Origin of the sequence: Plantactinospora solaniradicis (assembly GCF_042658085.1) — a bacterium.
Taxonomy (GTDB): domain Bacteria; phylum Actinomycetota; class Actinomycetes; order Mycobacteriales; family Micromonosporaceae; genus Plantactinospora; species Plantactinospora solaniradicis.
Map to the genome: position 1 here is coordinate 36,916 of NZ_JBHSPR010000085.1, position 15,375 is coordinate 52,290.

General features: G+C 73.0%; 11 protein-coding genes and 2 pseudogenes. 7 read left to right on the forward strand and 6 right to left on the reverse strand.

What is annotated here, in order from left to right:
• Positions 1-40: 40 nt before the first annotated feature.
• From ACFP2T_RS43950 to ACFP2T_RS43960, 3 genes are all read right to left on the reverse strand, one after another.
• A complete protein-coding gene (locus ACFP2T_RS43950) occupies positions 41-502 on the reverse strand; it encodes an SRPBCC family protein (RefSeq protein ID WP_377433074.1) in 462 nt (153 codons plus the stop codon).
• Positions 503-569: 67 nt separating this feature from the next.
• Complete coding sequence (locus ACFP2T_RS43955) at positions 570-980, reverse strand: DUF2795 domain-containing protein (protein ID WP_377433076.1); 411 nt, start codon at positions 978-980, stop codon at positions 570-572.
• A gap of 105 nt (positions 981-1,085) precedes the next feature.
• A complete protein-coding gene (locus ACFP2T_RS43960; protein ID WP_377433078.1) occupies positions 1,086-2,063 on the reverse strand; it encodes a YihY/virulence factor BrkB family protein in 978 nt (325 codons plus the stop codon).
• A gap of 252 nt (positions 2,064-2,315) precedes the next feature.
• On the opposite strand from ACFP2T_RS43960, the gene ACFP2T_RS43965 reads away from it, so the two are divergent.
• Complete coding sequence (locus ACFP2T_RS43965; RefSeq protein ID WP_377433079.1) at positions 2,316-2,738, forward strand: ChaB family protein; 423 nt, start codon at positions 2,316-2,318, stop codon at positions 2,736-2,738.
• Between the two features lie 74 nt (positions 2,739-2,812).
• Here ACFP2T_RS43965 and ACFP2T_RS43970 read toward each other — a convergent pair whose 3' ends face one another.
• Both ACFP2T_RS43970 and ACFP2T_RS43975 read right to left on the reverse strand, forming a co-directional pair.
• Positions 2,813-4,252 (reverse strand): aldehyde dehydrogenase family protein, encoded by a 1,440-nt coding sequence (locus tag ACFP2T_RS43970; protein WP_377433081.1) that lies wholly within the window; start codon positions 4,250-4,252, stop codon positions 2,813-2,815.
• 101 nt (positions 4,253-4,353) lie between these two features.
• Positions 4,354-4,962 (reverse strand): DUF3105 domain-containing protein, encoded by a 609-nt coding sequence (locus ACFP2T_RS43975; RefSeq protein WP_377433083.1) that lies wholly within the window; start codon positions 4,960-4,962, stop codon positions 4,354-4,356.
• A gap of 463 nt (positions 4,963-5,425) precedes the next feature.
• Between ACFP2T_RS43975 and ACFP2T_RS43980 the strand changes: the two genes are divergently transcribed.
• Positions 5,426-7,027 (forward strand): phytoene desaturase family protein, encoded by a 1,602-nt coding sequence (locus ACFP2T_RS43980; protein ID WP_377433084.1) that lies wholly within the window; start codon positions 5,426-5,428, stop codon positions 7,025-7,027.
• A gap of 737 nt (positions 7,028-7,764) precedes the next feature.
• Here the strand turns inward: ACFP2T_RS43980 and ACFP2T_RS43985 are convergent.
• Positions 7,765-8,529, reverse strand: a pseudogene (locus tag ACFP2T_RS43985) (polyprenol monophosphomannose synthase); the annotation flags it as partial.
• A gap of 341 nt (positions 8,530-8,870) precedes the next feature.
• Here ACFP2T_RS43985 and ACFP2T_RS43990 point away from each other — a divergent pair.
• From ACFP2T_RS43990 to ACFP2T_RS44010, 5 genes and pseudogenes are all read left to right on the forward strand, one after another.
• Positions 8,871-10,667, forward strand: a pseudogene (locus ACFP2T_RS43990) (HAD-IIIA family hydrolase); the annotation flags it as partial.
• A 122-nt stretch (positions 10,668-10,789) separates the two neighbouring features.
• On the forward strand, positions 10,790-11,767 hold the full coding sequence (locus ACFP2T_RS43995; protein WP_377433086.1) for a glycosyltransferase: 978 nt from the start codon (positions 10,790-10,792) through the stop codon (positions 11,765-11,767).
• Positions 11,752-12,969: a glycosyltransferase gene (locus ACFP2T_RS44000; protein ID WP_377433087.1), complete on the forward strand. Its 1,218-nt coding sequence runs from the start codon at positions 11,752-11,754 to the stop codon at positions 12,967-12,969. The genes ACFP2T_RS43995 and ACFP2T_RS44000 overlap by 16 nt, the downstream gene beginning before the upstream one ends.
• Positions 12,969-13,742 carry a D-sedoheptulose-7-phosphate isomerase gene (locus ACFP2T_RS44005; protein WP_377433089.1) on the forward strand — a complete coding sequence of 258 codons (774 nt, stop codon included), beginning with the start codon at positions 12,969-12,971 and terminating at the stop codon, positions 13,740-13,742. The genes ACFP2T_RS44000 and ACFP2T_RS44005 overlap by 1 nt, the downstream gene beginning before the upstream one ends.
• Positions 13,739-15,364, forward strand: a complete 1,626-nt coding sequence (locus ACFP2T_RS44010) for a PfkB family carbohydrate kinase (RefSeq protein WP_377433090.1) — start codon at positions 13,739-13,741, stop codon at positions 15,362-15,364. The genes ACFP2T_RS44005 and ACFP2T_RS44010 overlap by 4 nt, the downstream gene beginning before the upstream one ends.
• Positions 15,365-15,375: the final 11 nt, after the last annotated feature.

Consider the following 15,375-nt stretch of genomic DNA (forward strand, 5'->3'; position numbering starts at 1 on the left):
CCGCAGGTTCCGGTTCGCTTCTTCGGTTCGCTTCGCGGGACTACGGCTGGGGCCGCGCCACCGTGCCGCGCCAGGCGCCGCTCTCGGTACCGCGCCGTTCGATGAACTCCTTGAACCGGGTCAGGTCGCCGGAGATCCGCCGGTCCACCAGCCCGAGCTTGTCGCCGGCCTTCTCGGTGACCCCCTGCGGCTCGAACTCCATCTGCGCGGTGACCCGGGTGTGGTTCTCGTCGAGCCGGTGGAACGTCACGACCCCGGCCTGCCGGGTTCCGTCGGTGGACGTCCAGGCCACCCGCTCGTCGGGCAACTGTTCGGTGATCTTCGCGTCGAACTCGCGGTTGACTCCGCCGACCGCGACCTTCCAGTGGGTCATCGTGTCCGAGATCTGCCGGACCTCCTCGACGCCCTCCATGAACTGGGGGAAGTCCTCGAACTGGGTCCACTGGTCGTACGCGGTCCGGATCGGCACCGCAACGTCAACAGACTTGGTCACGCCACTCATCTGACATCCTCCTTCTCGTCCGGCCGCTGTGTTCCCACGGCCGTTCGTCTGGCGAGTCGGTTTCGCGTCACCAGCGTTGGGTCTCGTTCGCGTGTCCGAGGGCGGCCCACACCTCGGACACGGTCTGGAACTGGGTACCCGGGGGCAGTTGGTCCAGTTGGGCGAGCACGTCGTCCGGAGCCTCGTTCCCCGCCGCGCTGCGACGGAGGCTCTCCCGGTCACCCGGCAGCGCCGACAACGGGATGAAGCGGCCCAGCCGGCTACGCTGCTCGACCTCCTCGGAGGTCATGCCCAGCGGTGCCCCCGAGCGGGTGTCGTTGCTGGGCGCCCTGGTCGAGGCGGGCTGGTCCTCGCCGGACGGCTCCGGTTCACGCCACTCCTCGGCCCGCCCTCCGGCGGTGCCGTGCACCGTGCCCCTCACCTCCCGGTCCATCTCCTCGTCGAGACGCGGGCCGTGCTTGCTGTTGCCACGTTCCATGCCTATTGCGCTACCCGAGGTGGATCGGGCTAAACCGGTCTCCGGTGCCGCACACCCCGGCGATCGGTCGGTCCCGACCGGGACATTCGACGGCCATCGGACGGATCAGGAGCCGGCGGGCGACTTCGGCGGCAGCGCCGGCTGCACCGGGGATTCGGCACCGCCCTGGATGGCGCGACCACGCTGCAACTCGGCGTTGATCTCCACGCCCAGCATCACGGCACAGTTCGACAGGTACAGCCAGACCAGGAAGGCGATGATCGCGCCGAGGCTGCCATAGGTGACGTTGTACGAGTCGAACCGGGACACGTAGAACCCGAAACCGGCCGATACGACGGCCCAGGAGAACAGGGCGACCGCGCCGCCCACGGTGAGCCAGCGGAACCGGGGCTGCTGGACGTTGGGCGCGATCCAGAACAGCAGCGAGAGCAGCAGCATCATGATGGCCACCAGCACGGGCCACTTCGCCACGGTCCAGGCGGTCCGGGGAGCGTCGCCGAGGTGCAGCGCGTCACCCACCGCGTGGGCGACCGGCCCGCTGACGATGAGGCCGGCGGCCACCACGGCGAGCAGGAGCAACGCGATCGCGCTCAGGCCCAGTTGCAGTGGACGCAGCCGGTAGAACGGCCGTCCCTCCGCGACTCCGTAGATCGCGTTGGAGGCCCGGGTGAACGCACCGACGTAGCCGGAGGCCGACCAGAGCGCGGCCAGCAGACCGAAACTCAACAGCACCTTCGCCGACTCGCTGTTGACGACGTCCCGAAGTACCTTGAGCACCGCGTCGTTGGCCACCACCGAACCGGCCCCGACGTCCTTCGCCAACCCGGCGATCGTGGGGATGGTCTCCTCGCCGTTCGAGACGAGGCCGACCAGCGCGACGATCACGATCGCGGACGGAAACAGCGCCAGCACGCCGTAGTAGGTCAGCGCGGCGGCCCAGTCGGCACAGTTGTCCGACACGAAGTTCCGTACGCTCCGGAACAGCACGCCCCGCCAGGTCGACCAGTGCAGTTGTCGCAGGTGGCCGGGGAAGTGATGGTCGCGATCGCCCACCTGCGGGGCCGGATCCGTGGTCGACGCCATGCTGGCTCCCTCGTCGGTGGCGGGTCAGCCGTGGGCGATGTCGGCTCCGCACGGCGGCGCCTCGTTCGCGCCTCGGGCGTCGGACGGATCCCCCCTCGACTCGGCTGGGGTTGCGGTGCCCGGTACCCCGGGCGGGAACCGGACAAACGCCAGCGCCGTTCCGCGCGGTGAGCACGGGCGAGCCGGGTTTGTCGCCGGTGGGCCGGGAAACCGAACCAGTCCAGGCAGCACCGATGGCGGAGGAGGAAGATCATGCCCGGACGCGAGGTTCTGCCGAGCACCCTGCGACGCTCGCCGGAGAAGGCCCAGGACACGTGGGCGAAGACCCACGACTCGGCGGTCGAGACGTACGGCGAGGGTCAGCGATCGCACCGGACGGCGTTCGCCTCGCTCAAGCACTCGTTCGAGAAGGTCGGCGACCACTGGGAGCCCAAGGGCCGAAAGGGCCCGAGCGACGCCCAGGCCGCCGGGGGTGGGCCGGCACGCCGCGCACCGACCGCCGGTGGGGTGGACGCCAACGCACCCAAGGAACACCTGCTCGACGTGGCGAAGCGGTTGAACGTGCGAGGCCGGTCCCGGATGACCAAGGCCGAACTCGTCGGCGCGATCCAGAAGGCGAACGCCCGGAGCACCGGTGAGAGCCGGACCCGGGAGAAGGGCCGGAACCGGCGGTGATCCCGGACGGCCGGTCGGGCGGATCCGGGGTGGGCGGTCGACTCAGCACCGTCCGCCCCCACTGCCTGGCCGACTCACCACCGTCCGCTCTCACCGCCCGGCGCGCCGATGTGCACCGCCTTGGTGGCGGTCAACTCGTCCAGCAGTTCCGGGCCGTATCCGAAGCCCTGGCCACTGCCTCCGCGCGGCTCGGCCGCACCGCCCGGGGCGCCCCCGAAGACCGCGTTGATCTTCACGGTGCCGACCGGCAGCTCCCGCCAGGCGCGCTGTGCGTTGCTCATCGAGGCGGTCAGTACGGTCGCCGCCAGGCCGTACTGGGAGTTCGACGCCCGGGAGAGGGCCTCGTCGAACGATTCCACCACCATCACCGGGGCCACCGGTCCGAAGGTCTCCTCCCGCATCACCAGCATCTGGTCGGTGCACTCGGAGAGCACGGTCGGTGGGTAGAAGGCACCCGGCCCGTCGGGCACCTCCCCGCCGAGCAGGACCGACGCGCCGTCCGCCACGGCCGCCCGGACGTGGCTGTCCACGTGGTCCCGGTGCCGCCGGTCGACCAGCGGTCCCAGTTCGGTACGCGGATCCCGGCCCGGCCCGACCCGCATGGAGCCGGCGGACTGCACCAGCGCACCGAGGAACCGGGTGGCGATGGGCCGGAGTACGTAGATCCGCTCCACCGAGACGCAGAGTTGCCCGGAGTTGGCGAACGCGCCGATTGCGGCCTGCTCGGCGGCCCAGCGCGGATCGACGTCGCCGTCCACGATCAGCGGGTCGCTGCCGCCGTTCTCCAACAGCGCCTTGGCACCGGTCCGGGCGCAGGCGGCGGCGATGGAGCGACCGGTGGCGGTCGAGCCGACATGGGCGACGACGTCGACATCCTGGCTGGCCAGGGTGGCACCCACCCGTGCGTCCCCGGTCAGCAGCGACAGGACTCCCGACGGCAGGTGCTCGTCGAGCAGCCGGGCGAGCAGGAAGCCGCAGGCCGGGCTCCGCTCGCTCGGCTTGTAGACGACCGCGTTGCCGGTCACCAGGGCAGCGCCGAGCAGGCCGCAGGAGACCGCCACCGGATCGTTCCACGGCGTGATGACCGCGACGATTCCCCGTGGCTGGGGCACCATCAGGTCGATGGCCCCGGCGTCACCGGCGAGACTCCGGCCGCCGCGTACCGGCCCCAGTTCGGCGTACTGGCGCAGGGTCGACACGCCGGCCTCGACCCCGCCCCGGGCGAGCGCCAGTGGTCGTCCCAACTCGGCGGTCTGGGCCTCGGCGAGTTGGTCGGCGACCGCCTCGATCGCGTCCGCCGCGCGGCGCAGCGCCGCCGCCCGCTCCGCCGGTGAGGTCCGGGCCCAGCGGGGCGCCGCCGACCGGGCCGCCTTGACCGCCGCACCGACCTCCGCCTCGGTGGCCACCGGCGCCGCGCTCACCGGTGTGCCGTCGACCGGGTCGAGCACGGTCAGCCGCCCCGCGTCGCCGTCCGCGCCCCACACCCCGCCGATCAGTTGCTGGACCCGATACATGGAGGGCAGTTTGCCCGGGTTGAGCCCGGCCAAACTATCCCGTTTCACCCACTTGTCGCCGAGTAGCGGATGCACCCGAGGCCGCCTCCACCTGTGCCGCCCTACCTGGTGGTGGTGGTGATCCCGCCGCCACACGTCGCGCCGGGCTCGACCGTCGCGGTTTCCCGGTACTGCCGGATGAACTCGTCGATCCGCTCGTCGTCGACGTCTTCGACCATGAGCTGGTAGCCCCAGGCTTGCAGCGTCACCTTGGAACCGAGGAAGTGGTACGGGCTCATCATCATGTACGTCTGCCCGCGTACCCGCTCGGCGAGCCGCTCCACCTCGTCCGGCGAGAGGCCCTCCCGGTACGTGATCCACACCGCGCCGTGTTCGAGGCTGTGCACGGCGTTGCCCTCCTCGATGGGCTCGGGGTAGATGTCGCCGTTGCAGTTCTGCCACCGGTTGTAGTGCGGACCGCCGGCCGGCGGACGCATCGGATACGAGATGGTCGACCCGTCCGGCTGGTGCTCCCGGCCGAGCGCATCCGGGTTCGTCTCGCGGTAGTTGACGACCGCCGACAGGTCACGGCCGCCGCCACCGCCGTCGAGCCGGTACCAGAGGAAGACGCCCACGCCACAGACGAGGAGGAGCAGCAGCGCGACGGCACCGGCCACGATCGCGATGATCAGCCCGGTACGCCGGGCCGGAGGCGCCGGCTGGGCCGTCACCGGAGGCCCCGGGTACGGATATCCCGGCTGACCGTATCCGGCTGGCTGACCGTATCCGGCTGGCGGACCGTACCCGCCAGGTACGGCGGGCGGGGGCGACCCGTACCACTGCGGTGCGGGACCGTGTCCCGGCGGTGGAACCGGCGGTGTGTCGTAGCCCGGGGACGGCTGCGGCGGCGGAGCGTGTCCGGCCGGCGGTGGAGCGTGTCCGGCCGGCGGCGGCACGCCGTGATCGCGCTGCGCGGGCGGCGGTCCCGCCGGAGAGGTGGGTTGCTGCGGCTGTGGCGGTTCCGGGCTGGCCATGGCTGCCTACGCCTCCGGGGACAGGGTGGGGGTACCCGATCCTATCCAGACCGGGGATCGGCCGGCGCCGCATGAACGGTAACCCTGCGTCACGAGCAGTCCATCGGTGGACCACTTCCGGCCGACTGCGGCCAACCGATGGACCCGATAGGGTGCACGGATGGTGATCGTCGGGGACACCGCCGACGCGGTCGTCGTCGGCGCGGGGCACAACGGCCTGGTCGCGGCGAACCTGCTCGCGGACGCCGGATGGGACGTACTGGTGCTGGAGGCGACCGCCGACCCCGGTGGTGCCGTCCGGTCGGCCGAGGTCACCGCCCCCGGCTACCTCAGCGACCTCTACAGCGCCTTCTACCCGCTCGGATACGCCTCGCCGGTGCTGCGTGGGCTGGAGCTGGACGGCTACGGACTGGCCTGGCGGCACGCGCCGGACGTACTCGCGCACCTGTTTCCGGACGACCGGGCCGTGCTGCTCCACCGCGATCCGGAGGTGACCGCCGCCTCCGTCGAGCGGTTCGGGGCCGGCGACGGCCAGCGGTGGCTGACCGCGTACGACGAATGGCGGCAGATCTCGGATCCCCTGCTCGCCGCGCTGTTCACGCCCTTCCCGCCGGTACGCGGCGGACTCGCACTGGCCCGCCGGCTGCGTACGGCGGGAACGCTGCGGATGGCCCGTCGCCTGGTCCTGCCGATCCGCCGACTGGGTGCCGAACTGTTCGCCGGCTCGGGCGCAACGGCCCTGATGGCGGGCTGCGCGCTGCACACCGACCTGTCCCCGGACGAGGCGGGCTCCGGGGTGTACGGCTGGCTGCTGGCGATGCTGGGTCAGCAGGTCGGCTGGCCGGTGCCGGTCGGCGGCGCACAACGCATCACCGACGCCCTGGTCGCCCGGCTGCGGGAGCGCGGCGGACGGATCCACTACCGCACCCCGGTCGATCGGATACTGGTCGCCCGGAACCGGGCGATGGGTGCCCGCTCGGCGGACGGCCTACTGTGGCGGGCCCGTCGCGCGGTGCTGGCCGACGTACCGGCCCCGGCACTCTTCCTGGACCTGGTCGGCGCCGCCCGGCTGCCCACCCGGCTGGTGGAGGATCTGGCGCACTTCCGCTGGGACGGCTCCACGGTCAAAGTGGACTGGGCGCTGGCTGGCCCGGTGCCGTGGCGCAATCCCGAGGTGGCTGGCGCCGGCACGGTCCACCTCGGCGCCGACCTGGACGGTCTCAGCCGGTACGCCTCGGCGCTGCACCGGGGCGAACTGCCCGCCGACCCGTTCGTGCTGGCCGGTCAGCTCAGTGTGGCGGACCCGAGCCGGTCGCCGGCGGGCACGGAGTCACTCTGGGCGTACACCCACCTGCCGTTCCGCCGGCACTGGTCGGCGGAGGAGATCGATGAGCGGGTCGCGGCGGTGGAGGCGGTACTGGAGCAGGCGGCACCCGGGTTCGGCAAGCTCGTCCGGGGCAGGCACGTGGCCGGACCGGCCGAGCTGGCGGCGGGCAACCCGAGCCTGGTCGGCGGGGCGTTGGGCGGGGGTACGTCCGCCGCGTACCAGCAGCTCTTTCTGCGCCCGGTGCCCGGTCTCGGCCGGGCGGACACGCCGGTCGACCGGTTGTTCCTGGCCAGTTCGTCGGCGCATCCCGGCGGTGGAGTGCACGGCGGCCCCGGGGCGAATGCCGCTCGGGCCGCACTGGCCCGGGACCGCGCCCTCACCGGCCGGGCGTACGCCGCCGCCCTGTCGGCGGCCCACCGCGCCATCTACCCCTGAGTGAAAGGAAGGGCCCCTTCTTATCGCATTTTGCATAAGAAGGGGCCCTTCTTAACACCTGTGGTTTGACGGTCTGACGATCAGCCCGCCGGCTCCTTCGGCGCCCTCGGCTGGCGCTTGGTCGTCCGGCTCGTCGGTACGGACGGCTTGTCCGCTGTGCCGGACTTGTTCTCCGAGGTCGTCTGCTCAGCGGGTGTCTGCTCCGGGGCTGTCCGCTTCGGGGCCGCCCGCTTCGTCGGGCGCTTCGTTGCCGGGCGCTTCGTCGTCGGACGTGCCGGAGCGTCCGAGGTCTCTCCAGGCGCCGTTCCGGTCTGGGTGGCGGTGGCGGTCGCGTCGGTGACCGTCGAGGGCTGCGCCGTCACTGCGGGGGCCTGTTCCGTGACCCTGGGGGCCTGTTCCGTGAGCGCGGCGGCCTGTGTCGTGGGCGTCGGGGCCTGTTCCGTGAGCGCGGCGGCCTGTGTCGTGGGCGTCGGGGCCTGTTCCGCGAGCGTGGTGGCCTGTGTCGTGGGCGTCGGGGTCGCTGCCGTGACTGTGGGATCATCTTGCGTGAGCGTGGCGGTCTTCTCGGTGACGGTGGGGGACTCCGTCGTAGCCGTGGGGGCCTCTGCCGTGACCGACGGTACGTCAGCCGGGACGGTCGCCGGGGCAGCCGGGATCGTCGGGAATCCTGCCGGGGCACCCGGGGTCGGCGCCGGGGCCACCGGGCCATGCGGGAAGGTCGTCGACCTGCCGTCCGTCCGGGTGATGTTGCGGTGCCGGCCGCGCAGCTTGAACGGCATCAGCGCGCTTTCGATCTTGGTCGCCGTGGTCATCTTCGAGTCGCCGTCCATGCGCTCCTGGAACCGGATCGGCACCTCCAGGATGGTGTGCCCGAGCTTGGTCGCCAGGTAGTGCATCTCGACCTGGAAGCTGTATCCGTTGGACTGGACCCGCTCCAGGCCGATGTCGCGCAGGGCGTCGGCCCGCCAGATCTTGAAACCGGCGGTCAGGTCCCGGATGCGTACCTGGAGCAGCGTGTGGACGTAGAAGTTCGCCCACCCGCTGAGTGCCCGCCGGTAGAGCGGCCACGCCTCGTCGAGTTGTCCGCCGGGTACGTACCGGGAGCCGATCACCACACCGGCCCGGGTGGACAGTAGCGAGCCGAGCATGCCGGGCAGCGCCTCGGGCGGGTGGGACAGGTCGGCGTCCATCTGCGCGACGTACTCCGCCCCGCTGTCCAGCGCCCGGCTGATGCCGTCGACGTACGCCCGCCCGAGCCCTTCCTTGCCTGGTCGGTGTACGACCTGGATCCGGTCGGGGTGCTCGATCGCGAGTTTGTCCGCGACCTCGCCGGTGCCGTCCGGGGAGTTGTCGTCGGCGATCAGGATGCTGAGCCCGGGCAGCGGCAGGGCGAGCAGCCGCTCGACCAGCACCGGAATGTTCCCCGCTTCGTTGTAGGTCGGAACGACGACGGTCAGGCGAGCATCCCGCCAGGGGGAGGGCAGCTGCACGGGTTCGATCATCGGGGCATCCTCGGTTGGCCGACAGCGGTCAGGGGCAAAGCGTAACTTGACGCAGAGCGTGGGCCACAACACGGGCCGAACGGTGCAAACCAACCGCCCCCTCGGACGGCACGCCACAACGGCTTCCTCCATCGATCCACCAGGGGCGGCGTACCGCCCGGAGCTGCCCGGGAGCGCCCGGTTCCGGGCCGGATATCGGGACGGGCCCGGGGTATGAGGACGAGGATCCGGTGTCGCGGGCGGGAGCGCCGCCCGGTGGGTGACGCCGGGCGTACCCGCCGTGCCCGTCCGGCCGCCCGGAGGTGATGTTTACTCCTCCTGCTCCAGGGAACCCGCCCGCCGTGCGAAACGACCAGGTCGACCCGCATCAGTGCAGGTCAGGGGCACCGCACGGTGGCCCGGCCGGGGTGTGGGCCAGGCCCGGTCTGTTCGACGCGGTGCTCTTCGACCGGGACGGCACCCTGGTGTACGACGTGCCGTACAACGGGGACCCGACCCGGGTCCGTGCCATACCGGACGCGCGGGAGGCCCTGGATCGGCTTCGGGCCGCCGGCCTGCGCCTGGGGGTGGTGACGAATCAGTCCGGCATCGCACGCGGCCGGTTCACCGCCGCCGATCTGGCCCGGGTCAACGCCCGGGTCGACGCGATTCTGGGCCCTTTCGACACCTGGCAGGTGTGTCCGCACGCGGAGCCGGACCCCGGCGCGGAATCGTGCCGCTGCCGCAAACCCGCTCCAGGGCTGATCCGGGACGCGGCCCGGGCGCTGGGTACGGACCCGAGCCGGTGCGTCGTGGTCGGCGACATCGGTACCGACATGACGGCGGCCAGCGCGGCCGGGGCCAGCGGAATACTGGTCCCCACGCCCGTCACCCGGGCCGAGGAGGTGGCGGCGGCACCCGCGGTGGCCGGGAATCTGCGGGACGCGGTCGACCTGATTCTCCACCGTCACCGGTTGGCCGACGCCGCTCGACCCGGGGACGTCCCACGGGGGCGCCCCCGCTGCGTGCTGGTCGCCCGACCGGACTCGGCCGGGGACGTGCTGGTCACCGGTCCGGCGATCCGGGCCGTGGCGGCCGGCGCGGACCGGGTGGTGATGCTCTGCGGACCGCGTGGCCGGGCCGCCGCCGAACTGCTGCCCGGCATCGACGAACTGATCGAGTGGCGGCTGCCCTGGATCGACCCACAACCGGAGCGGATCGACCGGGCCGAAGTGGACCGGTTGACGGCCCGGCTGGCCGGGGTCGGCGCGGACGAGGCGGTGCTGTTCACCTCGTTCCACCAGTCCGCGCTGCCGCTCGCGCTGGTGCTGAGGATGGCCGGAGTGCAGCGGATCTCGGCGATCAGCGAGGACTATCCCGGATCGCTGCTCGACGTACGGCACCGGGTACCGCCCGGCATCCCGGAGACCGAGCGGGCGCTGTCGCTCGCCGCTGCGGCCGGGTTCCGGTTGCCTCCCGGCGACGAGCCGGTGCTTCGGCTGCTGCCCGCCGATGAGGCTCCGCTGGCGGTCCGGGTCGGTGGCCCGCACGCCGGACCGGTCGCCGGGGCCGACCGTCCGCACGCCGGACCGGCGGTCGGGTCCGGTGGCCCGCACACCGAGCCGGCCGGCGACGAACTTCCCGAACCGGGTTACGTGGTGGTGCATCCCGGCTCGTCGGTGCCGGCCCGGGCCTGCCCACCCGAACTCTGTGCGGAGTTCGTCCGGGCGCTGACCGCCGCCGGGCACCGGGTGGTGGTCACCGGTGGACCCGGGGAGGGGGCGTTGACCGCGCAGGTCGCCGGACGCACCGGCATCGACCTCGGCGGACAGACCTCGTTGACCGGGCTGGCCGGGATCATCGCGCGGGCCGGCTGCCTGGTGGTCGGCAACACCGGCCCGGCACACCTGGCCGCCGCACTGGGCATCCCGGTGGTCAGCCTCTTCGCGCCCACGGTCCCTTTCGGACAGTGGGGGCCGTACCGGGTGCCCACCGTGCGCCTCGGCGACGCCGACGCCGGCTGCCGGAACAGCCGGGCCACCGCCTGTCCGGTGCCCGGCCATCCCTGCCTGTCCGAGATCGATCCCCGTCAGGTGGTCGAGGCGGTCCGGCTGCTCGGTGCTGCCGTTCCGGCCGTCGCAGCCGCGCTGGTCGAAGCGCCGGCCGCGGCTGCCACTGCGGGTAGCGCCGGCTCGACTCCGGCGATGACCGGCAGCGGCACCTCGGGCGGCCTGGTGGCACCCGCCGGACCGACGCGGTCCGCCGTCCGGGAGGTCCGACCGTGAACATCCTGCTCTGGCACGTGCACGGATCCTGGACCACCGCATTCGTGCACGGCAAGCACCGGTACCTCGTCCCGGTCACCCCGGACCGCGGCCCGTACGGGCTGGGTCGGGCGCGTACCTACCAGTGGCCGGACACGGTCGACGAGGTGTCCCCGGAGAAGCTGGCCGACGCGGATGTCGACCTGGTGATCCTGCAACGGCCGGAGGAACTCGACCTGGCCGCCGAGTGGCTGGGCCGGCGGGTCGGCCGGGACGTACCGGCGATCTTCGTCGAGCACAACACGCCGAAGCAGGGAGACGTGCCGAACAGCCGGCACCCGATGGCGGACCGCGACGACCTGCTGATCGCACACGTCACGCACTTCAACGCGCTGTACTGGGACACCGGCGGGACCCGGACGGCCGTGGTCGAGCACGGCATCGTGGCACCGACCGCGCACTACACCGGCGAGCTGGACCGGCTCGCGGTGGTGGTCAACGAACCGGTCCGCCGGTGGCGGGTGACCGGGACCGACCTGCTGCCCCGGTTCGCCGAGATCGCTCCACTCGACGTCTTCGGAATGGGTGTGGCGGGACTGCCGGACCGGCTGGGGCTGCCGGCCGACCGGATGACCGTCTACGACGACCTGCCGCAGAGCCGGATGCAGGCGGAGATCGGACGACGGCGGGCCTACCTGCACCTGTGCCGGTGGACCTCGCTGGGGCTGAGCCTGATCGAGGCGATGGCGATGGGCATGCCGGTGGTCGTGCTCGCCGCGACCGAGGCCGTCGCGGCCGTACCGCCGGACGCCGGAGCGCTCTCCACCCGGATCGACACCCTGACCGATGCCGCCCGACGGCTCGTCGAGGAGCCGGCGACCGCCCGCCGGGCCGGTGCCCGGGCCCGGGAGGCGGCGCAGGCCCGCTACGGCCTGGACCGGTTCCTGGCGGACTGGGACCGGTTGCTGGAGGAGGAACTATGCGCGTCGCGATGATCTCCGAGCACGCCAGCCCGCTCGCCGTGCTCGGCGGCGAGGACGCCGGCGGCCAGAACACCCACGTGGCCGAACTCTCCGCCGCACTCGCCGACGCCGGGCACGACGTCCGGGTATACACCCGGCGGGACGACGCGGCCGGGCCGACCGCGGTACGGATGCGCGACGGCGTCGAGGTGGTGCACGTACCCGCCGGGCCGCCGGAGCCGATCGCCAAGGACGAACTGCTGCCGTACATGAAGGATTTCAGCCGGTGGCTGGTCGCACAGTGGCGCGGCGACGGCTGGGTCCCCGACGTGGCCCACGCGCACTTCTGGATGAGCGGGCTGGCCGGGATCGCCGCCGGCCGGCAGACCGGGATCCCGGTCGTGCAGACCTACCACGCGCTGGGCACCGTCAAGCGGCGCCACCAGGGCGCGATGGACACCAGCCCGGCCCGGCGGGTCGGCTACGAACGGGCCCTGGGCCGGGCCGTGGACCGGGTCATCGCGCAGAGCCAGGACGAGGTCCGGGAACTGGTCCGGATGGGTGTGCCGCAGGCCCGGATGACGGTGATCCCGTCCGGGGTCAACGACGAGACCTTCTCGCCCGACGGCCCGGCCGTGCCCCGGGCACCGGGTCGGCCCCGGATCCTGACCGTGGGCCGGCTGGTGGAGCGCAAGGGCTACCAGGACCTGATCCAGGCCATGCCGATGATTCCGGACGCCGAGTGCGTGGTGGTCGGCGGACCGCCGGCCGGTGAGGTCGACGACGACCCCCAGGTGCGACGGCTACGGGCGCTGGCCGAGGAGGTCGGGGTGGCCGACCGGGTACGGCTGATCGGGGCCGTGCCGCGCGAGGAGATGCCCTACTGGTACCGCTCCGCCGACGTGCTCGTCGCCGCTCCCTGGTACGAACCGTTCGGGCTCACCCCGTTGGAGGCGATGGCGTGCGGGGTACCGGTGATCGGCACCGCGGTCGGCGGGCTCACCGACACGGTCGTGGACGGCAGCACCGGCGACCTGGTGCCGCCCCGCGATCCCACCGCCCTGGGCACCGCCGTCCGGGACCTGCTGGCCGACCGGGTACGCCGGTTCGCGTACGCGGGTGCGGCCCTCGACCGGGCCCGGCGGTGGTACTCGTGGACCCGGACCGCAGACCAGATCGCCGCCGTCTACGCGGCAGTCAGCGAGGTACGGCGGCCGAGCGGGGTGGTCGCCTGATGACCGGGTCGACGGATGTGCTGGACAGCCACCTCGCCGGACTCGCCTCGACGCTGCTGCCGTACCGGACGGAGGCGGGCCGGCTCGACCGCTGGGGCGACGAACTGGCCCGACTGCTGGCCGGCGGCGGTCGGCTGCTGGTCGCCGGCAACGGTGGCAGCGCGGCCGAGGCCCAGCACCTGGCCGCCGAACTGGTCGGCAAGTTGTGCGACGACCGGGCACCGTTGTCCGCGATCGCGCTCTGCGCCGAGACCTCGTCGCTGACCGCGATCGGCAACGACTACGGCTTCGACGAGGTATTCGCCCGGCAGGTACGGGCACACGGGCGTTCCGGGGACATCCTGCTGCTGCTCTCCACCAGTGGCCGCAGCGCGAACCTGGTCCGGGCCGCGCGCGCCGGCCGGGAACTGGGGATGCGGTGCTGGGCGTTCACCGGCCCGACCCCGAATCCGCTCGCCGACGCCTGCACCGAGGTCCTCGCGGTGCCGTCGCAGGACACCCAGGTCGTACAGGAGCTGCACCTGGTCTCGGCGCACGTGCTCTGCGCCTACGTCGACGCGTACCTGCCGGTGCTGTTCGGCCCGGCCGGCGGGTACGGCACCGGCCAGCGCCTCCCCGCCGCCACCCCGTACGCCGGCTCGGCTCCGGCCCGTCCCGGACCGGCCCCGGAGCACTCCGGCGCCGGGCAGGTACGGCCGTCCGGTGTCGAGGACGAACTCGTGCTGCGGGTACCGGGAACGCTGGACCTTCACCGGAGCGAGGAGGGGCCGTGACCAGAAAACTGGTGGTCGTCGGCGACACGCTGCTCGATCGGGACGTGGAGGGCGTGGTGAACCGGCTGTGCCCGGACTCACCGGTCCCGGTGCTGGACGAGAACAACAGCGTCGACCGGCCCGGCGGGGCGGGACTGGCCGCGCTCTTCGCCGCCGGGCGGGGGTTCGAGGTCGCCCTCGTCACGGCGTTGGCCGACGACGAGGGGGGAGCCCGGCTGAGTCAACTGCTCACCGCCGCCGGGGTGCAGATATACGGGCTTCCGCTGCCCGGTGCCACCCCGGAGAAGATCCGGCTGCGGACCCGGGGACGGGTGCTGCTGCGCCACGACCGGGGTGGACCGGCCGGGCCGCCCGGTGAGCCGAGCGACGCCGTACTGGAGTTGCTGGCCGGTGCGGCGGGGATCCTGGTCAGCGACTACGGCCGGGGGGTGGCCCGACTGCCGGCCCTGCGGGTGGCGCTGGCGAACACCACCGCACCGATCGTCTGGGATCCACATCCGAGAGGACCGGCGGCGGTGCCCGGCGTACGACTGGCCACCCCGAACGAGGTGGAGGCGCGGGAACTGGCCGGGCTGACCGGCGGCGGCTCGCGGCTCGCCATCGCGTCACGGTGTGCCCAGGCCCTCCGCCAGCGGTGGCGGGTCGGTGCGGTGGCGGTGACCCTGGGCGGTGAGGGCGCCCTGCTCTCGCACGCCGGGGCCACGCCGCTGGCCGTCTCCTCGCCGACCTGCGCCGACGGTGACACCTGCGGTGCCGGTGACCGGTTCGCCGCCGCGGCGACGTTGGCGTTGGCGGACGGGGCGCTGGTCTCGGAGGCGGTGCAGCAGGCGGTGGCCGAGGCCTCCGGGTACGTGGCCGACGGTGGCGTCGCGGCCGCCGTGCCCGCCGCCTCGGTCGCGGGACCGGTGCGACCGGCCGGCAAGGCGTCCACGTCGGCGCCAGCGGTGGGCGGGTCAGCGCCCGGGCCGGTACGGGCGGCCGGTAAGCCGTCGGCGTCGACGTCGGCCGGCACGATTCGGCCCGGCGCGGCGGGGCGCGCCCCGTCCGGGTCGTCCGGGCAGGGACGGACCCGCATTCCGGACCGTTCCGGTGCGGTGCCGGTCACGGCGGTGGGCTGGAGTGACCGGATCGGCGCCCGGGCCGCCGGTGACGTGGTCGCCCGGGTCCGAGCGGCCGGCGGCACGGTGGTGGCGACCGGCGGCTGTTTCGATCTGCTGCACGCCGGGCACGTGGCGACGCTGGAGGCGGCCCGGCAACTCGGGGACTGCCTGGTGGTGTGCGTCAACTCGGACGACAGTGTGGCCGGGCTGAAGGGGCCGGACCGGCCGTTGGTCCGGCACGCCGACCGGGCCCGCCTGTTGGCCGCCCTCGGTTGCGTGGACGCCGTACTGATCTTCGACGAGTCGACTCCGCACGCGGCGTTGTCCTGGCTGCGCCCGGACATCTGGGTCAAGGGCGGTGACTACGGCACCGGTGCGGACGGGCCGGACCTGCCGGAGGCGGAGATCCTGCACCGCTGGGGCGGGAACACGGTGGTGGTGCCGTACCTGGACGGCCGCTCCACCAGCGAGATGATCGCCGCTGCCCGGGCGGGTGGCCGACCGGGAGGACGGGCCCGGTGAGCGGCGGCGGC

Coding starts and splice junctions, on each gene's coding strand:
- ACFP2T_RS43950 (WP_377433074.1), bottom strand. CDS start 502: ATGAGTGGCGTGACCAAGTCTGTTGACGTTGCGGTGCCGATCCGGACC.
- ACFP2T_RS43955 (WP_377433076.1), bottom strand. CDS start 980: ATGGAACGTGGCAACAGCAAGCACGGCCCGCGTCTCGACGAGGAGATG.
- ACFP2T_RS43960 (WP_377433078.1), bottom strand. CDS start 2,063: ATGGCGTCGACCACGGATCCGGCCCCGCAGGTGGGCGATCGCGACCAT.
- ACFP2T_RS43965 (WP_377433079.1), top strand. CDS start 2,316: ATGCCCGGACGCGAGGTTCTGCCGAGCACCCTGCGACGCTCGCCGGAG.
- ACFP2T_RS43970 (WP_377433081.1), bottom strand. CDS start 4,252: ATGTATCGGGTCCAGCAACTGATCGGCGGGGTGTGGGGCGCGGACGGC.
- ACFP2T_RS43980 (WP_377433084.1), top strand. CDS start 5,426: ATGGTGATCGTCGGGGACACCGCCGACGCGGTCGTCGTCGGCGCGGGG.
- ACFP2T_RS44000 (WP_377433087.1), top strand. CDS start 11,752: ATGCGCGTCGCGATGATCTCCGAGCACGCCAGCCCGCTCGCCGTGCTC.
- ACFP2T_RS44005 (WP_377433089.1), top strand. CDS start 12,969: ATGACCGGGTCGACGGATGTGCTGGACAGCCACCTCGCCGGACTCGCC.